The organism is Mesorhizobium sp. KR9-304, from assembly GCF_040049215.1.
Classification (GTDB): Bacteria; Pseudomonadota; Alphaproteobacteria; order Rhizobiales; family Rhizobiaceae; genus Mesorhizobium_K.
The window spans coordinates 100125-115628 of the sequence record NZ_JBDZDN010000005.1; the positions used below are offsets into that span (position 1 = coordinate 100125).

The 15504-nt window shown below is 61.4% G+C and carries 15 protein-coding genes and 2 pseudogenes; 10 read left to right on the forward strand and 7 right to left on the reverse strand.

Features of this window, described 5'->3' with window-relative positions:
* Positions 1–60 precede the first annotated feature (60 nt).
* From ABLE71_RS22330 to ABLE71_RS22340, 3 genes and pseudogenes are all read left to right on the forward strand, one after another.
* Positions 61–462 (forward strand): FixH family protein, encoded by a 402-nt coding sequence (locus ABLE71_RS22330; protein WP_348785692.1) that lies wholly within the window; start codon positions 61–63, stop codon positions 460–462.
* Positions 459–1910, forward strand: a pseudogene (locus ABLE71_RS22335) (efflux RND transporter periplasmic adaptor subunit). Before ABLE71_RS22330 ends, ABLE71_RS22335 begins: the two are co-directional and overlap by 4 nt.
* The gene (locus ABLE71_RS22340) at positions 1907–5074 is read left to right on the forward strand and encodes a CusA/CzcA family heavy metal efflux RND transporter (protein ID WP_348785693.1); all 3168 of its coding nucleotides are present in this window, start codon (positions 1907–1909) and stop codon (positions 5072–5074) included. Before ABLE71_RS22335 ends, ABLE71_RS22340 begins: the two are co-directional and overlap by 4 nt.
* A gap of 181 nt (positions 5075–5255) precedes the next feature.
* Here the strand turns inward: ABLE71_RS22340 and ABLE71_RS22345 are convergent, their stop codons facing one another.
* Entirely contained in the window at positions 5256–5588 is a 333-nt protein-coding gene (locus ABLE71_RS22345) for a four-helix bundle copper-binding protein (protein WP_348785694.1), read from the reverse strand.
* Positions 5589–5641: 53 nt separating this feature from the next.
* On the reverse strand, positions 5642–6097 hold the full coding sequence (locus ABLE71_RS22350; protein WP_348785847.1) for a DUF305 domain-containing protein: 456 nt from the start codon (positions 6095–6097) through the stop codon (positions 5642–5644).
* Positions 6098–6323: 226 nt separating this feature from the next.
* Between ABLE71_RS22350 and ABLE71_RS22355 the strand changes: the two genes are divergently transcribed.
* Positions 6324–6536, forward strand: coding sequence for a hypothetical protein (locus ABLE71_RS22355; RefSeq protein ID WP_348785695.1), 213 nt, complete (start codon positions 6324–6326; stop codon positions 6534–6536).
* Between the two features lie 73 nt (positions 6537–6609).
* On the opposite strand, the gene ABLE71_RS22360 is transcribed toward ABLE71_RS22355, so the two are convergent.
* Complete coding sequence (locus tag ABLE71_RS22360; RefSeq protein ID WP_348785696.1) at positions 6610–7137, reverse strand: hypothetical protein; 528 nt, start codon at positions 7135–7137, stop codon at positions 6610–6612.
* 212 nt (positions 7138–7349) lie between these two features.
* On the opposite strand from ABLE71_RS22360, the gene ABLE71_RS22365 reads away from it, so the two are divergent.
* The 6 genes and pseudogenes from ABLE71_RS22365 to ABLE71_RS22390 all read left to right on the forward strand — a co-directional run bounded on the left by ABLE71_RS22365 (position 7350) and on the right by ABLE71_RS22390 (position 11433).
* Positions 7350–8012 (forward strand): TetR/AcrR family transcriptional regulator, encoded by a 663-nt coding sequence (locus ABLE71_RS22365; protein WP_348785697.1) that lies wholly within the window; start codon positions 7350–7352, stop codon positions 8010–8012.
* Positions 8013–8083: 71 nt separating this feature from the next.
* Positions 8084–9199: a 4-hydroxythreonine-4-phosphate dehydrogenase PdxA gene (pdxA, locus tag ABLE71_RS22370; RefSeq protein ID WP_348785848.1), complete on the forward strand. Its 1116-nt coding sequence runs from the start codon at positions 8084–8086 to the stop codon at positions 9197–9199.
* Positions 9196–9913 (forward strand): annotated as a pseudogene (locus tag ABLE71_RS22375) (pyridoxine 5'-phosphate synthase). Before pdxA ends, ABLE71_RS22375 begins: the two are co-directional and overlap by 4 nt.
* 82 nt (positions 9914–9995) lie before the next feature.
* The gene (locus tag ABLE71_RS22380) at positions 9996–10412 is read left to right on the forward strand and encodes a YkvA family protein (RefSeq protein WP_348785698.1); all 417 of its coding nucleotides are present in this window, start codon (positions 9996–9998) and stop codon (positions 10410–10412) included.
* Between the two features lie 26 nt (positions 10413–10438).
* Positions 10439–10900: a DUF411 domain-containing protein gene (locus tag ABLE71_RS22385; protein ID WP_348785699.1), complete on the forward strand. Its 462-nt coding sequence runs from the start codon at positions 10439–10441 to the stop codon at positions 10898–10900.
* Positions 10901–10914: 14 nt separating this feature from the next.
* Positions 10915–11433, forward strand: a complete 519-nt coding sequence (locus ABLE71_RS22390) for a hypothetical protein (protein ID WP_348785700.1) — start codon at positions 10915–10917, stop codon at positions 11431–11433.
* Between the two features lie 290 nt (positions 11434–11723).
* Here ABLE71_RS22390 and ABLE71_RS22395 read toward each other — a convergent pair whose 3' ends face one another.
* The 4 genes from ABLE71_RS22395 to mobC all read right to left on the reverse strand — a co-directional run bounded on the left by ABLE71_RS22395 (position 11724) and on the right by mobC (position 15320).
* Positions 11724–11984: a pyocin activator PrtN family protein gene (locus tag ABLE71_RS22395; RefSeq protein ID WP_348785701.1), complete on the reverse strand. Its 261-nt coding sequence runs from the start codon at positions 11982–11984 to the stop codon at positions 11724–11726.
* 305 nt (positions 11985–12289) lie between these two features.
* The gene (locus ABLE71_RS22400) at positions 12290–12511 is read right to left on the reverse strand and encodes a hypothetical protein (protein WP_348785702.1); all 222 of its coding nucleotides are present in this window, start codon (positions 12509–12511) and stop codon (positions 12290–12292) included.
* 5 nt (positions 12512–12516) lie between these two features.
* Positions 12517–14916, reverse strand: coding sequence for a hypothetical protein (locus ABLE71_RS22405; protein WP_348785703.1), 2400 nt, complete (start codon positions 14914–14916; stop codon positions 12517–12519).
* Positions 14916–15320 (reverse strand): plasmid mobilization relaxosome protein MobC, encoded by a 405-nt coding sequence (mobC, locus tag ABLE71_RS22410; protein WP_348785704.1) that lies wholly within the window; start codon positions 15318–15320, stop codon positions 14916–14918. The genes ABLE71_RS22405 and mobC overlap by 1 nt, the downstream gene beginning before the upstream one ends.
* Between the last annotated feature and the right edge of the window lie 184 nt (positions 15321–15504).

Sequence of the window (15504 nt, forward strand, 5' to 3'; positions counted from 1 at the left end):
GCGTTTGTCATGCCCCCGCCGTGCGCAAGCGCGGAACAATGTCAGTCGGAAACATTGATCATGAAATCGAAATTTTTCCCATGCGCCGCAATGCTGGCGCTCGCGTCCTTCCTCGTAGCTTTTCAGGCGGCCAAAGCAGCGCAAGAGGACTACGAATTCCAGCTCGTTAAGAACGAGATCAAGGAAGGAAACGGTGCCGTCGTCGCGGTCAGGCTCCTCGACAAGAGGACAGGCGCTCCGGTGAATAACGCCGTCGTATTCGCCACCAGAATGGACATGGCTCCGGACGGAATGGAGGCGATGACTGCGTCTATCGAGGCGCTGCCATCCGAGGAGCCCGGCATCTATCGCTTCAAGACCAACTTCATGATGGCTGGAGGCTGGCGCTTCTCCATCGCGGCGAAGGTCCAGGGCGAGACCGAAACGGTCGAGGGCCGCCTGGAATTCAAGGCCGTCCAATGAAAAGGTTCGGCTCATTGCTGACGCTTGCCGTATTGGCGGCCGGGGCGGCCGCAGGCGGATACTCGGCCGGACAGCACGATCTGTCCGTCTCGGACGTCGTGCAAATGATCGAGACGAACATCGAGCGCCCGCTCAGCGCGGAACCGATGACGACGACTGCCGATCCGGTTCCCTTTGGTCCCATCATTTACTACCGCCATCCCGATGGAGATCCAGCCTATTCGTCGATGCCGAAGCGCACCGAGGACGGCCGGGATTTCGTCGCGATCCTGGCGAGCGAAGACGTTAGTTTCGAGGTTCGCCCTGAGGTCAAAGCAGGCGGCGGTGAAGCGACGGGGCCGAGCGGCCGGAAGATTCTCTACTACCGCAATCCCATGGGCCTGCCGGACACGTCTCCTGTGCCGAAGAAGGATTCCATGGGGATGGACTACATTCCCGTCTTCGAAGGCGAAGCGGATGACGGGTCGACCGTCAAGGTCTCGGCAGGAAAGCTGCAACGGACAGGCGTGAAGACAGCGCTGGCCACCAGAGGCGCGATCAAACGTCCGGTCCGGGTTCCCGGCACAGTCACGCTGGACGAGCGCCGCGTCAGCGTCGTCTCGACTCGCACCGAGGCTTTCCTCGAGGAAGTGGCGAACATTACGACCGGAGAGGCCATCGAGAAAGGTCGCCCGCTCGTCCGGTTTTACGCCAGAGAAATCGCCCAGGCAGGTGCTCTCTATGCCGCCGACCTGAAAGGCGGGTCAGGCGCCAACGCGGCGGCAGGAAGCCTGCAGCGTCTTGAAAATCTCGGCGTTCCTGCGGAAGCGATTGCTGAGATCGAGAAGACGAAGAAGGTGCCGATCTCGGTTACGCTGATGGCGCCCCGCAGCGGCGTTGTTCTCGAGCGCATGGCCGTCGACGGCATGATGGCGGAGGCGGGTGAAATTCTGTTCCGCATCGCCGATGTCTCGACCCTCTGGGTCATGGCGGACGTGCCGGAATAAGAGTTGAGTTCGGTTCGCATCGGGGACAAGGCGACCGTCCGCATCCGCAGCCTTCCGGGCAAGGTGTTCGAAGGCAAGGTCGGTCTGATCTACCCTGAAATCCAGGGACAGACCCGCACCGCGAGGATTCGCATCGAACTCCCCAACCCCGACGGGCTGCTGCTTGCCAACATGTATGCCGAGGTGGAGATCGCGACGGGCGGCACTGATCCTGTCGTGGCCGTGCCCGATAGCGCCGTCATCGACACGGGGGACCGCCAGGTTGTGATCGTCGACAAAGGCGAAGGCAGCTTTGAGCCGCGCGACGTGAAGATCGGCATGCGAGGCGACGGTATGGCCGAGATCATGGAGGGCCTTGCCGAAGGTGAAAAGGTCGTTGTCTCGGCTAACTTCCTGATCGACGCCGAAAGCAACCTGAAGGCCGCGCTCAGCGCGCTGACGCCTGCGGAGGCGCAGCCATGATCGCAAAGCTCATTGCCTGGTCGGCCCGAAATCTGATCCTCGTATTCTTCGCGACCGGACTTGCCGCTGCCGCGGGGGTCTATGCGGTCAAGACCCTGCCGCTGGATGCCATACCGGACCTCTCCGACGTCCAGGTCATCGTGTTCACCGATTATCCGGGCCAGGCCCCGCAGGTCGTCGAGGACCAGGTCACCTATCCGCTGACGACCTCTATGCTGACCGTGCCACGGTCGAAGGTGGTGCGCGGTTTCTCCTTCTTCGGCGTATCCTTCGTCTACGTGATCTTCGAGGACGGCACCGATCCCTATTGGGCGCGGAGCCGGGTGCTCGAATATCTGAACGCGGCCGCCAGCCGTCTGCCCGACGGCGTTTCCCCGGCGCTCGGACCGGACGCGACAGGCGTCGGCTGGGTTTACCAGTACGCGGTCGTCGCCAAGGAGTTGTCCCTCGCGGAACTCCGGTCCCTGCAGGACTGGGTCGTGCGCTTCGCAGTTTCGAAGGCGGAAGGCGTGTCCGAGGTTGCAAGCGTCGGCGGTTTCGTGAAGCAGTACTCGATAGTGGTCGATCCGTCGCGGATGCGCGCCCAGGGCGTGACGCTTTCGGAAATAGGCGAAGCGGTCCGCACCAGTAACATGGACACGGGTGGCCGCACGGTCGAAATTTCCGAATTCGAGTTCATGGTGCGGGGTCGCGGCTATCTGAAGAGTGTGTCCGACATCGAGAGCATCGTGCTCAAGTCGGTCAGCGGCGTGCCGCTCAGGCTCGGCGACGTCGCCAAGGTCGAGATTGTGCCTGACGAGCGCCGCGGCATCGCTGAACTGAACGGCGAGGGCGAGGTCGCGAGCGGCATCGTGTTGCAGCGGGTCGGCGCGAATGCGCTGACCGTCATCGAGAACGCCAAGGAGAGACTCGCTGAGATCGAAAGGAGCCTGCCCGAAGGCACCGAGATCGTGCCCGTCTACGATCGTTCAAAGCTCATCGAGGCGGCTATCGAAACCCTGAAGTCGACGCTGATCGAGGAGAGCATCGTTGTAGCCCTCGTCACCATCGTGTTTCTGCTTCATGTGAGGAGCGCACTGGTCGCCATAATCATGCTGCCCGTCGGCATCCTGATGGCTTTCGCCGCTATGAAGCTGCTTGGCCTCGGCTCCAACATCATGAGCCTCGGCGGCATCGCTATCGCCATCGGGGCGATGATCGACGCGGCGATCGTCATGATCGAGAACGCGCACAAGCACCTGGAACGGGCGCCTCCGGGCAAGCCCCGCATCGAGGTTTTGATCAAGGCTGCAGCCGAGGTCGGGCCAGCGCTGTTCTTCAGCCTGCTCATCATCACGGTCTCGTTCCTGCCGATATTCACGCTTGAAAGCCAGGAAGGCCGTCTGTTCGGTCCGCTCGCCTTCACCAAAACCTTCGCCATGGCGGCGGCGGCGCTGCTCTCGGTGACACTGGTGCCTGCCTTGATGGTGATGCTCGTGCGCGGCCGCATCGTGCCGGAGCACAGAAACCCGCTCAACAGGCTGCTTATCGGCCTCTATCGGCCCGTTATCGCCGGGGTGCTGAAGGCGAAGACCTTCACGATCCTGCTCGCAATCGCAGCCTTAGCTGTCACGGTTTGGCCAGCGCGCCAGCTTGGCAGCGAGTTCATGCCGAATCTCGACGAGGGAACGCTGATGTACATGCCGACGACGCTGCCAGGGCTGTCCGTCACGAAAGCCGCGGAACTGATGCAAATGCAGGACCGGATCATAAGGTCGTTCCCGGAAGTAGAGTCTGTCTTCGGCAAGGCAGGCCGCGCACAGACCGCGACCGACCCCGCGCCGACCGAGATGTTCGAAACGATCATCAACTTGAAACCGAAATCCCAATGGCGGCGGGGAGTCACGTCGGAAAGCCTGAAAACCGAGATGGACGCCGCGCTGCAGTTTCCGGGCGTGTCGAATGCCTGGACGATGCCGATCCGCGCCCGCATCGACATGCTGTCGACGGGCATACGCACGCCCGTGGGGGTCAAGGTCTACGGCACCGATCTCGCTCAAATGGAAAATGTCGCGCGCCAGATCGAGGCCGTTCTCAGGGCCGTGCCCGGCACGTCGAGTGCCTACGCCGAGCGGGTGATCGGCGGTTACTATCTCGACATCGTGCCCGACCGAACCGCCCTCGGCCGCTACGGCCTGTCGATCGGCGACGTGCAGGACGTGATCTCCATGGCGCTCGGCGCAAAGGTCATTACGTCCACGGTCGAGGGCCGCGAGCGCTATGGCGTCGCAATCCGCTATCCGCGGGCGCTCAGAAGCGATCCCGGCGCGATTGCCCGCGACGTGCAGATCGCGTTGCCCGGCGGCGGCTTCGTGCCGCTGGGCGAGGTCGCCAAGGTTGAACTCACGCGCGGCGCGACCTCGATCCGTACCGAGAACGGACAGCTCGCCGTCTACATCTTCGTCGATCTTGCCGGCCGCGATCTCGGCGGCTATGTCAGCGAGGCTCAAGCTGCGGTCGCCGCCGAGGTAAAACTGCCGCCCGGTTATTCGGTCGCCTGGAGCGGGCAGTTCGAATATCTCGAACGTGCCAAGGCGCGGCTGAAGATCGTCGTGCCGCTGACGCTCGCGCTCATCTTGCTGCTGCTCTACCTCAATTTCCGTGCGCTGACGGAGACGCTGATCGTCATGCTGTCGCTGCCATTCGCGATCGTCGGCGGCATTTGGATGATGTGGTGGCTGGGCTTCAACATGTCGGTCGCGGTCGCGGTGGGCTTCATTGCGCTCGCCGGCGTGGCCGCCGAAACCGGGGTCATCATGCTGATCTATCTCGACAACGCGTGGAGCGAAGCGAGGGCCAGATGTGCGGCCGAGAAGCGGAGTTTGACCAAGTTGGATCTCAACGAGGCGATCATGTTCGGCGCCGTCGAGCGCGTGCGCCCGAAGATGATGACAGTCGTCGCCATCATGGCGGGCTTGCTGCCTATCCTGTGGAGCACGGGCACCGGATCGGAGGTCATGCAGCGGATAGCCGTCCCCATGATCGGCGGCATGATTTCTTCAACGATCCTGACGCTTGTCGTGATCCCGGCCGTCTACGGCATCGTCAAGGGCTGGTGGTTGCCGAGCCGGAGTGTGATCGAGGAGCCAAGAGAAGACGCTCGGCTGAAACTGGCCGTGCAATAGGAGCGAAAAATGATGGATCAGATGATGTCCGGCGGCATGTGGGGCATGGGCGTGGCAGGCTTCATCCTCCCGGCTCTGGTCGTGCTGGTGATCGCTGCCTTGGTCAAGTTCGTGTTCTTCAAATGACAATCGCAGTAACGAGGGCGCGCGGGCGGAACCGGGCGCCCTCAGATGAGGCTTTCTAGGCCGCCATTTTCCGGCAGCTCTCTGCGCAGCGACGGCAGGCCTCGACACATTCCTGCATGTCGCCAAAGCGCTCGCAATCATCCGCACATTCGTTGCAGATCTCGGCGCATTCGCCACAAGTATGCTTGTGGTGCTCGGAGCCGATGAGCATGAAATGCGCCGATGTCCGGCAGATTTCGGCGCACGCCATCATCAATGTGAAGTGTTGTTTTTCGGTGTGCTGGCCGCCCAGTTCCAGGCAGTGTCCCATCGAGGTTGATAGGCATACCGAGTAACAGCGCAGGCATTCGTCGATGCAGCTTTTCATTTCGGGGCTAAGGTGATGCATTGAGGGGTGTCCTTTGTTCGAGTCGGGGAGCGCCCTGCGACGCCTCCTCACGATCACTTTGCATTAGCCTCAAGCCACTGCTTGAACTCGCCGATTTCCTTGGTCTGGGCGTCGATGATCGTCTGAGCCATCTTCTTGGCTTCGGCATTGTCGCCGTACTTCAGCTCGACTTCGGCCATGTCGATCGCACCCTGGTGATGCGCAATCATCCCGCAAGCGAAGGCGACATCGGGGTCTTTGGCCATCATGCCTTGCATCATGGCAGGATGCATCTTCATCATCGCTGCCATGTTGGCCTTGTGCGCTTCATCCATGCCCGACATGTCAATGCCGGCCATTCCCGGCATGGTGTGCCCGGCTGATGCGCCATCAGCCTGACGGCATTGCGCCGGCAAGGGCGTTGCAGCCACATCCATAGGCTGGTCGGAGGATTGCTGAGGGAACGCCGCCGAGGCGAAACCCGAAAGCAGCAATGCCGTGGCGATCGCGATTTTGGTTTTGGTCATGATTTGTCTCCTGATTGCTTGAACTATGACGCGCGGCGCCAAAGTCTCGCCTCGGCGCCGGCTCGTGACATGAATCCGCTTATGGTTTTGGCGGTCGGTCCAACCGGTCAGGGATCCGAGAACTGGGCAGACCGGCCGTTTCGATGCGGACAGGAGATTCCAGTGCGGGACTCGGCAGAGTCGCCGGGACAGCTGCGAAGCCGGCCATGCAATGGAGCGCCGAACAGCAATGTGCGACGCGATGGCCGGTATTTATGCATGGGTCAGTGGCACCCGCCTCGCTTCCCTGCGCAATCGTCTGCGGCAATTGCAATACCGTGCCGGGAGGATGATCGCGGTTCAGCGCGTTTGCGGGTTGCGCTCCGGACAGGAGCAAACCTACAGCGAAGCAGATAAGAATGGCTGCCTTCGCCCGCCGAAGAACCCAGAGTTCAACGCATGACATGCTGCGTAACGGAAGCGCGAAAACTTTGTTCCGATACTGCGGGCCGCCGGTGTAGAAGGAGCGACTGCGGCTAGCGCTGCGGAGCCGTCGGGCCCTCATGCTGCTTGCGCCACCCGTACCGGGTCAAGCCCCGCGGCTTGTACAGCGACAGCGCCACAGGCACGAGCAATACAAGCAACCCTCCCGTGGCGTGGATCACAGGTGACATCCTCAGCCCCCGAAGGTCCGCGCTGGATAATATCGTCTCTGGAGAGACGTCAGCTAGATAGCCAATTAGCTCCAGCTGAAGCAGCAGCACGATGGTGACGAGGATGTTCAGCAGAAGTTTCGCTAAGACCCAATAGTGCCGGAACAGCCCCCACGGAGTGCCTAGCGACTGGACAATCCCGGTTAGCAGAGAGGCCAGGACCAGCGGTACGATGACGAACCAGGCGGTCAGCTCCATCGCCGGATAGGCGGCGTGCACTATCTGCAAATCCTTGCTGGTCAAGCCGGCGACCGCAAGAGCGAGAAAGCCAGCTACCGCGCCAAGCGAGCCGACCGATGAAGCGACATGCACGGTGAGCGCGATCTTGCGAAGGCCGGGTGTCATGATCATGGCTGTTGCATGCTAGGCTCTGAAACGCTCGAGGACGGCATGTGCCGACCGGGGCCGTGTGGTCCGCCGACGCCGGTGAAGAGCGCAGCGATAACCAGCAGGACCAGGATGATCGCGATGATCCCCGAAATTTTCACCCAGCGGGGTGCGCCGGGGTAGGGAGGCGGGTCGGCCATGTGCGTTCCCTCCGTCGCGAGCAGCGTCGAGTTTTCATGACTATGAAAGCTTTATCGAGACAGAATGTCGATATCAAGTCCAAATGTCTCGTATCTCGACATCGCTGCTACGTCACGTATATTGGGGCGGTGCCGAAGCTATGGAACGAAACCATCGATGCGCACCGCCGCGCGGTGCGCGACGCGACCCTGGACGCCACCGCTGCGTTGGTGGCCAAGCATGGGTTGCTGTCAGTGACGATGGCGAAAATCGCCGAGGAGACTGGAATAGGTCGCGCGACGCTGTACAAATACTTCCCGGACGTCGAAGCGATCCTCGCCGCCTGGCACGAACGTCAGGTTGCAGGTCACCTCGAACATCTCATTGCAATCCGGGACCACGCTGGCAACGCTGGTGAGGGGCTAGAAGCGGTACTTGAGGCCTACGCGTTCATTTCTCACGAGCACCAGGGCACCGAACTCGGGGCAGGCCTGCATCGAGGCGAACACGTCGTCAAGGCGCGGCATCATCTCCACCAGCTCATCCGCGATCTGCTGGCCGAGGGCGCAGCGACGGGCGACCTCCGGGATGACGTCGCGCCTGACGAGCTTGCGACCTATTGCCTCCACGCCGTTACGGCAGCCAGCAGCCTGCCATCCAAGGCCGCGGTCCACCGGCTCGTCGCGGTTACTCTGGCCGGGTTGCGGTCTACACGCTAACCCGTGTCAGCGCACCCGAGACGTCGACACAGCGGTTCTTGTGGTTGCGATCGAGGAGTTTCTTGCTGTGCATGTTGCCGGCGTGCTGCGATTTTCTCGGTGAGCAAAGAGCAGAACGGAATCGCACCGCGCCGCCCTTTGAGCTTGGAGCAAAAAACCAGATGAGGAAGGCCGGGCAATCCATTGTCGTGACCATGGGCGAACCCGCGGGAATAGGCGCCGAGATCACGCTTGGCGCATGGTTGCGTCTTCGGGAAACCGATTGCGCCTTTTATCTCCTGCATGATCCCACTCACGTCTCCGAACTGGGGCAGGCACTGTCTTTGCGTGTTCCCATAACAGTCATCTCGCATCCCACAGAGGCGCGCGAGGCATTCAGGGAAGCGCTGCCCGTCATGCCCGTCCAGCTCGTGGCGCCAATCCGGTTGGGTCAACCCGATTCCCGCAATGCCGACTCGGTAATTGACGCTATCCGTCTCGCCGTCGAGCTGACTGTAACAGGCCAGGCATCCGCTCTCGTGACGAACCCGATTCAGAAGTCGGTTCTGTACGAAAGCGGTTTTCCGTTTCCAGGACACACGGAATTTCTCGAGGAACTTAGCGGCGCCGGTTTTCGCGCAGTCATGATGCTCGCCAGCGAGGAATTGAAGGTCGTCCCGGTCTCGATACATGAGGCGCTGGCCGCGGCCGTGAGCGAAATATCCAAGCAGAGAATAGTGGACGTCGCGCGGGCCACCGCCTCGGGATTGAGCCGGGACTTCGGAATCCCGAATCCACGTCTGGCGATCGCCGGGCTCAATCCGCATGCCGGCGAGGGCGGCAGCATGGGCCGCGAGGAAATCGAGACAATCGCCCCGGCAATCGAAATTCTAAAGCGGGAAGGAATCGATGCCTCGGGACCATATCCACCTGACACGATGTTCACGTCGCGTGCCCGCCAAACTTACGACGCGGCAATCTGCATGTATCACGACCAGGCATTGATCCCGCTGAAGACACTGGACGTCGATGGAGGAGTGAACATCACCATGGGCTTGCCATTCGTGCGCACGTCGCCGGACCACGGGACAGCTCTGGACATCGCCGGACGTGGGGTCGCGGATCCGGGCAGCCTCATCTCCGCCATCAGGATGGCCGCCAAGATCGCGGAACATCGTTCTCGTTCTAAAAAAGGAATCGTCGCGTGAGACAGATACGTCTTGGCGTCAACATCGACCACGTCGCCACGATCCGCAACGCGCGCGGCGGTAGCCATCCTGACCCCGTCGCCGCTGCGGTGCTGGCTCTGGAAGCAGGAGCGGATGGCATCACCTTGCACCTGCGTGAGGATCGGCGACATATCAGAGAAGACGATCTGCGTCGCCTCGGGGCCGTGATAAGCGCTCCGATCAACCTGGAGATGGCAGCCACCGAGGAGATGGTTGCCATCGCCTTGGCTGCGCTTCCGCACGCGGTATGCCTCGTGCCGGAGCGGCGCGAGGAGGTCACGACCGAGGGCGGCCTCGATGCTGCCGGCCACCGCAGGACGCTGGAGCCGGTCATTGCGAGGCTGAATGATGCGGGAATTCGCGTGTCGTTGTTCATCGATCCCGACGAAATTCAAGCTGAAGGCACCGGTGGTCGAGCTCCATACGGGAAGCTACGCGGGGACTGACGGCCAATCACACCGCGCGGAACTCGACCGGCTGGTTCGAGCTGCGGCGACCACGCGGATTTACAACATCGAATGCCACGCGGGCCACGGGCTGACGTTTGAAAATGTGTCCGACGTTGCCGCCATACCGGAAGTCGTCGAGCTGAACATTGGCCATTTCCTGATTGGTGAAGCCATTTTCGTTGGCTTGAAGGCCAGCATCTCTGAAATGAGACGACGTATCGCGGTCGCGGCGAACATGGTCTGAGGGGTACAGTGCATCGACTGCAAGGGTTGCCCTCGTTCTGGATGTCAATTGCGGGCAGCCTGTTCGCAGGTAGGATCATTCGATGCTCGACAGGCTGAAACGCTGGGCGCGCACGATCAAGCGTGATGTGCATGCCGTCTACCTTGCCGCTCGAGACCCTCGCACTCCTTGGTATGCGAAGGCGCTGGCGCTGTGCATTGCGGGATATGCCCTGTCGCCGATAGACCTGATCCCGGATTTCATTCCCGTCCTGGGGTATCTCGACGATGCGATAATCGTACCGCTCGGCATTCTGGCTGTGGTGAAAATGATCCCGCCCGAGTTGATGGCGGAGCACCGAGCCGCCGCCGCTCTCGCCGGAGAGCTCCGGACTGTGGCCCGCGATTCTGGCGGACACGGGCGCGACCGTGCTCGTCACGGCGAATGCGATGCGGCTGCTAGGTTGGAAGGGGCGGTGACCTCGCCGGACCGAATGGAAAGGCGTAGTATTGTTGGATGACATCACTCCGCGACGGGAGACAACAGATGAAAAGAAGAACCTTCCTGAGTGCTCTCCCGTTGTCGCTCGCGTTCCTTGTACCGGGCGTGGTCCACGGCACCGGACAGGCGATGACCGTCTACAAGAATTCGTGGTGCGACTGCTGCCACGGATGGGCGGAAGCGATGCGCAAGGCAGGCTATTCCGTGACCACCGTCGACATGGACGACCTCTCTCCGATCAGGAAAAGGGCTGGCGTGCCTGCTGCGATGGAAGGGTGCCATTCCGCCGAGATCGGCGGCTACTTCCTCGAAGGTCACGTTCCGCCGGAGGCCGTCGCAAAGCTGCTCGCAGAACGACCGGACATCGGTGGCCTTGCGGTCCCCGGCATGCCGCTTGGTTCGCCTGGCATGGGAGATGATCCAAAGGCGACGTACGAGGTGTTCGCGCTACCGCGCGATCCAACCGCAGCTGCTACCGTCTATTATCGCGCGGGCGAACAGCCCTGATTGCCGGGGAGCCGATGAAACCGCGGCACGCCCTCGCTGCAATCCTTGCCGTGGCGTCCGGTTATTTCTTCGCGCTTCCGGCAGCTCTTAGTGCCGATGACTCACCGATCGGTGCCTATCTCTGGTTTCCTGAACCGGGCGGGCCGAAATCCGAACAGGACTGCCACGACCTCGTCGCCCGCGTGAAACCCTCGAAGGAAAAGGCGGAGATGTCGCTGTGGGGCTGGCTTCCCGAAAACGATCCGAGCGCGGGCTCGTTCTACCTGCTCCTGTCGAAGACGCGAATGGAGCCCACCTACGGGGCGGAGGGAGACTACGATTCCGGCACCGTCACGCTCGGCGAAACCGTCAACGGCGAAACAGCGTTTACACTCATTCCGGACGACCATCCCGATACGCCCATCAAGGGCACGATCATGGCGAAACCCGATAGCAGCATCGTCGTTGTAACGCTGCGGGGAATTCCGGCCGACGCCGGCACGACGGACCGGACGACATACTTCTGTCGCTTCGAGGGAGGCATCGTGACCTGAGGTCACTGAAGCATCGTCCACCCTGGGCAGTTGTACAAAGCATTTTCCGATTTTTTCCGTCCAACATCAGATGGGACGGACTAAGAATCAAAAGCCTATCTTGCCAATCGCTTTTGACGTTGTGCTGTACCAAATGCAGTACCGCTACGAACTGGCGGGCTCGATTCGCTTCGGCCTCGCCAGAGCGCTGGAAAGCGCGGCTCGCCCGGGATGGGCGGTACACAAAGTCTTTGCCGTGAGTGATACTCCCAACGTCTCGCAATGAACCTGTGCGCGTTGGTGCTTCTTGCTTACTCAGTCAGACCTCTCATCTCTCTCCTGGCTGCTTCGGCACGGAGTTCCAGGTATTTGGCCAGGTCGGCTAGATGAACACCCTTCGCGCATTTCTGACTGTCCTCGATCCGCACGAGCGGAAGGGCAATCTCCCCCCTAGAGATTTTTCGTACCAACTTGGTGGGCGTCAGGTGAAAAAAGTAGTCTCGGCAAACGTCATCGATTGGGATTATCGCCTTACCGGCATATTGCGCCATTAACAGGAATGCAGTGTTCATTCGCGCCCGCTTTCCGAATATCTCCGGGTGACATGAGAGCGGCCGAGAAGTTAGCTAGATCCAGAGGCGTGAAAGTCGGGGATTGTCGCACCGCTAACTTGCTCAACTATCGCATCTCTATATAGCTGCTACAACACCTTGTTGCATAACATAGCTTATGCAACTTAGTGATTGATATCATTTTAGACTCTGTGACGATTGATATCTCTAGTTTTCGCTGGTCCGCTGCGCACATATAGTCAAATCGCAGCCCCTGAGTAGGTTCAACACAGCACGTTCGCCGGCACGAATCTGCACTGCGTTGGCTAGCCGATTAACCAATCCTTGAACGGCAAAATCCAAGCTTCGACGGTACTGTAAGTAGCGACCAACCAAGCCTCGATCGTCCGCAATTCAGGCCCGAAATAGATCAGTGGGCCTACAATAACGAAGGCGAGCATTAACCAGGACTGAGGCCAGCCATGATCCTTCTCCGGCAGATCATCCGGTGGAGGCCCGTACTTGTATGCCCAGTTTTCGTGCTTCATCGGACCTAACGCTCGCGGTCGTCACGCTCCCTTTCCTGCCGTTCCGCGATTTCGCGCTCCAACTCCTGTAGGCGTGGAACGTGCTGTTGCGGAGGATCGGATGGCGTAACCTCGCGTCCGGCAGAGCGGGTCGTTCGCTCGACGCCATCTCGCGCTCTCGATGCACTCGTCTCATCAACCACTGGCGCCTGGTCATCCTGGGTCAGGCTGTCGACGTGCATGCGTTCCCGCTCTGCAACTCTCATTTCACCCCGGCGCTCGGCTTCCGAATCTGCCGATCCTGGCGCGACGTTCGCTGGAGGGACAGTCGGGCCATCTCCCTTGTCCAATATCGTGCGACCGATCATCGGCTCGCTGTACCCCTTACGCGCACTAATGACTTGTTCGCCTTCGACCCGGGCGTCCGTCTCGGCGATCTCCCGGATCCAGCTGTTGCCGGCGATTGCCAGTTGCGCCGCCTGCTCGAGCTCAGCACGAAGTTGAGCGTCAGCGTTGTTGGTATCCCGCCCATCGTCCACGGCTCGGTCGATTGCCTCCCGGGCCATCTCGACTTCGAGCCTTGTGTCGTTGCCGCGATCGGTCCCCTGCTCGCCATGGCGTACAACCGCGTGGTCCCAGGCCTCGTTGTCGGTCTCCGGCCGCCCGTCGGCCGGCATTTGCGTTTCGCGTTCCCTCAGTTCCAGATACTCCCGGCGGATGCTGACGACATCGCGTGCGGCTGCGGCAATCTCGTCATAGTCCTGCCGCTCTGACGGCTCGATGCTCGCCTCGACGCTGCCAAGCACCGCCTCGACGCGCTTCTCATAGGCCTCGAATTCGGGGCGTGTCATCTGTTGCATGGTGGCCTCCTCGATTTCTGTGAGGGTTTTCAACATTACCATATTGCTTGGCGCATGGGTAGCCAAAAGCCCCGTTTCCGCATGCTGCCCGATCTTTTGCGAAGCAATCTTGATACGGTTGATCTGTAGCGCCGCGTAGTTTGCGAGTTCTTTATCCTCGATGTCGGCGGCAAGTTCACGCCATGTATGGATGGCCGCGGCCACATAGGACCGGCTGTGTCGGGGTGTGGCCGACATCTCAGTGTTCTCGCGCTTGGCATCGTAACGGCTCTGCGCGGCCTCGCTAGTGCCCTCATGCTCGGTCCGTCCAACGTAGCTGACCGGGCGCACCTGGTTGCGCGTGTAGGCAGGCGGGCTTGCCTGATCCCGCCGGTCGGTCAGTTCCATGTCGATGCCATGCTCGCGCGCCTTCTCCGCCATAAGCGCCCGCCACTCCCGAAAGACCTGCGGGCTGGTGACGATGCGTTCGCAGGTCTCGGAGCGCATGGTGACGATCGCATGGGCGTGGATGTGCGGCCGCTTACCGCCCTCGGCTATTTCCTTGGGATCGTCGGACGGGTCGTGAACGGCGAAGACATAGCGGTGCCCCGCGAACTGCTCACCCAAAAAGTCCCGGACGGCATCCTGGAAAGCGGCCAGGTCGGTGCCGGCACGGGCCGAGACGATCAGGTGCATGACGTCCCTGCCCTTGCGGCTGTGCATCTCATGACGCCAGTCCTTCTGGACGAGATCGCCCGCGTCCTCCGACGTGCTGATCAGTCGGCCCGTTTCGTCGCGAACCTCGCGGTCAAACCGCTCAACGAGGTCGCGCACGCGCGCCGTAGCGAAGCGCACGCCGTTGCCGTAGCCGTGGAACCGGAAATGTGCGTCCACGCCACTTCCGAATTCGCTGTCCTCGAACCGTTGCTGGACTATCTCGGCGGCTTTGCGGTCACCCGTCAGCCGCTCGCCGGACCGGTCGCGCAGCACGACGACGCCCCGCACGGTAAGTTCATCCCCTGCCCGCTCATCGACGGCAAAGACGAAGCGGCGGTCGCCGAACCCCGTCTGCAGGATCTCGCGAGCAACCGCATCACGATCTCGACCATCGAACGACACATGCCCAATCGTGACGTTGAAGACGGCGACGTCCCGGCTGTCGGCGCGATTGTCGAACAGGTGTTCCCATTCGCCGCGCAGGCCTGTCAGTCCATCCTTTCCAGAAATGCGCTCACCGCGCTCGTTCTCGACAGCGAGTTGCCCTTCGCGGGCAGCATAGCTGATCATGGCGCCAACGCGACCGCCGCCGCCATAAGAGGCGAGCTTGACCACGGCAGGCTGGCTGCCACGCGCCAGCGCCTCGAAGCGGCTACGCATCGGCCGACCCACCCCCTTGCCGGCCCGCAAGCCCGCCCGCCCGGCGCGGCGCCTGCCACCATCAACAGACGCTTCCGGCAGGCGCGATGCCCCTCCCCTTTTCCGCCAGTCCCAGTCGAACTCCGACGTCTGCCCCATCTGGAGCTCGTGCAAGAGTGCCGCGCGGCGGCGCTCCCAATCGCGTTCGAAGGCTCCGAGAAAAAATTCCATCAGCCGGCCTCACCACGGCGAGCGGTGGCAGCGTTCCTCGTCATCATCGCCAGTTCGGCCGCGACAGTTGTCGCGATCGCCCGGGCGTCACCGACCGCTGCGACAAGATCGGCGCGTTCGACCGACCGACCGGTGTTAAGGGCACGTGCGACCTGGTTGAGGTTGTTGCCGACGGCGCGCATGTCCTGACCGAGCAGCTGGATGATTGCCCTATCGGCAGGGCTCAGGAAGGGTTTTTCGCCCGCGCCCTCCAGGGCAAGCGAGCGGACGAAGGCGGAAACAGACAGGCCGGTGCGGCTCGCAACCGCCTCGACCGCCGAGAACTCGTCCTCGGAAAAGCGGATGTGAGCGACCTTTTCGCGCCTGGTACGCCCTCTGGAAGCCGCTCCGTTCGACCCTGTCATCGTCCGTCTTCCCGGTGCTTGCGGCCGCAGGCCGCGGATCGAGGGCCTGTCCCTCGATCGTTAGGAAAAATGTATCACATTTTTCCGTATCCTGCCAAGCAAAAAGGTAACAATAGAGTCGTGATAGCCACATGTCACTTTCCAATTCATATCCAATGTGATTATATTTCTCCATGTTTATGTG

Coding starts and splice junctions, on each gene's coding strand:
- ABLE71_RS22330 (WP_348785692.1), top strand. CDS start 61: ATGAAATCGAAATTTTTCCCATGCGCCGCAATGCTGGCGCTCGCGTCC.
- ABLE71_RS22340 (WP_348785693.1), top strand. CDS start 1,907: ATGATCGCAAAGCTCATTGCCTGGTCGGCCCGAAATCTGATCCTCGTA.
- ABLE71_RS22345 (WP_348785694.1), bottom strand. CDS start 5,588: ATGCATCACCTTAGCCCCGAAATGAAAAGCTGCATCGACGAATGCCTG.
- ABLE71_RS22355 (WP_348785695.1), top strand. CDS start 6,324: ATGTGCGACGCGATGGCCGGTATTTATGCATGGGTCAGTGGCACCCGC.
- ABLE71_RS22360 (WP_348785696.1), bottom strand. CDS start 7,137: ATGATCATGACACCCGGCCTTCGCAAGATCGCGCTCACCGTGCATGTC.
- ABLE71_RS22365 (WP_348785697.1), top strand. CDS start 7,350: ATGACTATGAAAGCTTTATCGAGACAGAATGTCGATATCAAGTCCAAA.
- pdxA (WP_348785848.1), top strand. CDS start 8,084: ATGTTGCCGGCGTGCTGCGATTTTCTCGGTGAGCAAAGAGCAGAACGG.
- ABLE71_RS22380 (WP_348785698.1), top strand. CDS start 9,996: ATGCTCGACAGGCTGAAACGCTGGGCGCGCACGATCAAGCGTGATGTG.
- ABLE71_RS22385 (WP_348785699.1), top strand. CDS start 10,439: ATGAAAAGAAGAACCTTCCTGAGTGCTCTCCCGTTGTCGCTCGCGTTC.
- ABLE71_RS22390 (WP_348785700.1), top strand. CDS start 10,915: ATGAAACCGCGGCACGCCCTCGCTGCAATCCTTGCCGTGGCGTCCGGT.
- ABLE71_RS22395 (WP_348785701.1), bottom strand. CDS start 11,984: ATGAACACTGCATTCCTGTTAATGGCGCAATATGCCGGTAAGGCGATA.
- ABLE71_RS22400 (WP_348785702.1), bottom strand. CDS start 12,511: ATGAAGCACGAAAACTGGGCATACAAGTACGGGCCTCCACCGGATGAT.
- ABLE71_RS22405 (WP_348785703.1), bottom strand. CDS start 14,916: ATGGAATTTTTTCTCGGAGCCTTCGAACGCGATTGGGAGCGCCGCCGC.
- mobC (WP_348785704.1), bottom strand. CDS start 15,320: ATGACAGGGTCGAACGGAGCGGCTTCCAGAGGGCGTACCAGGCGCGAA.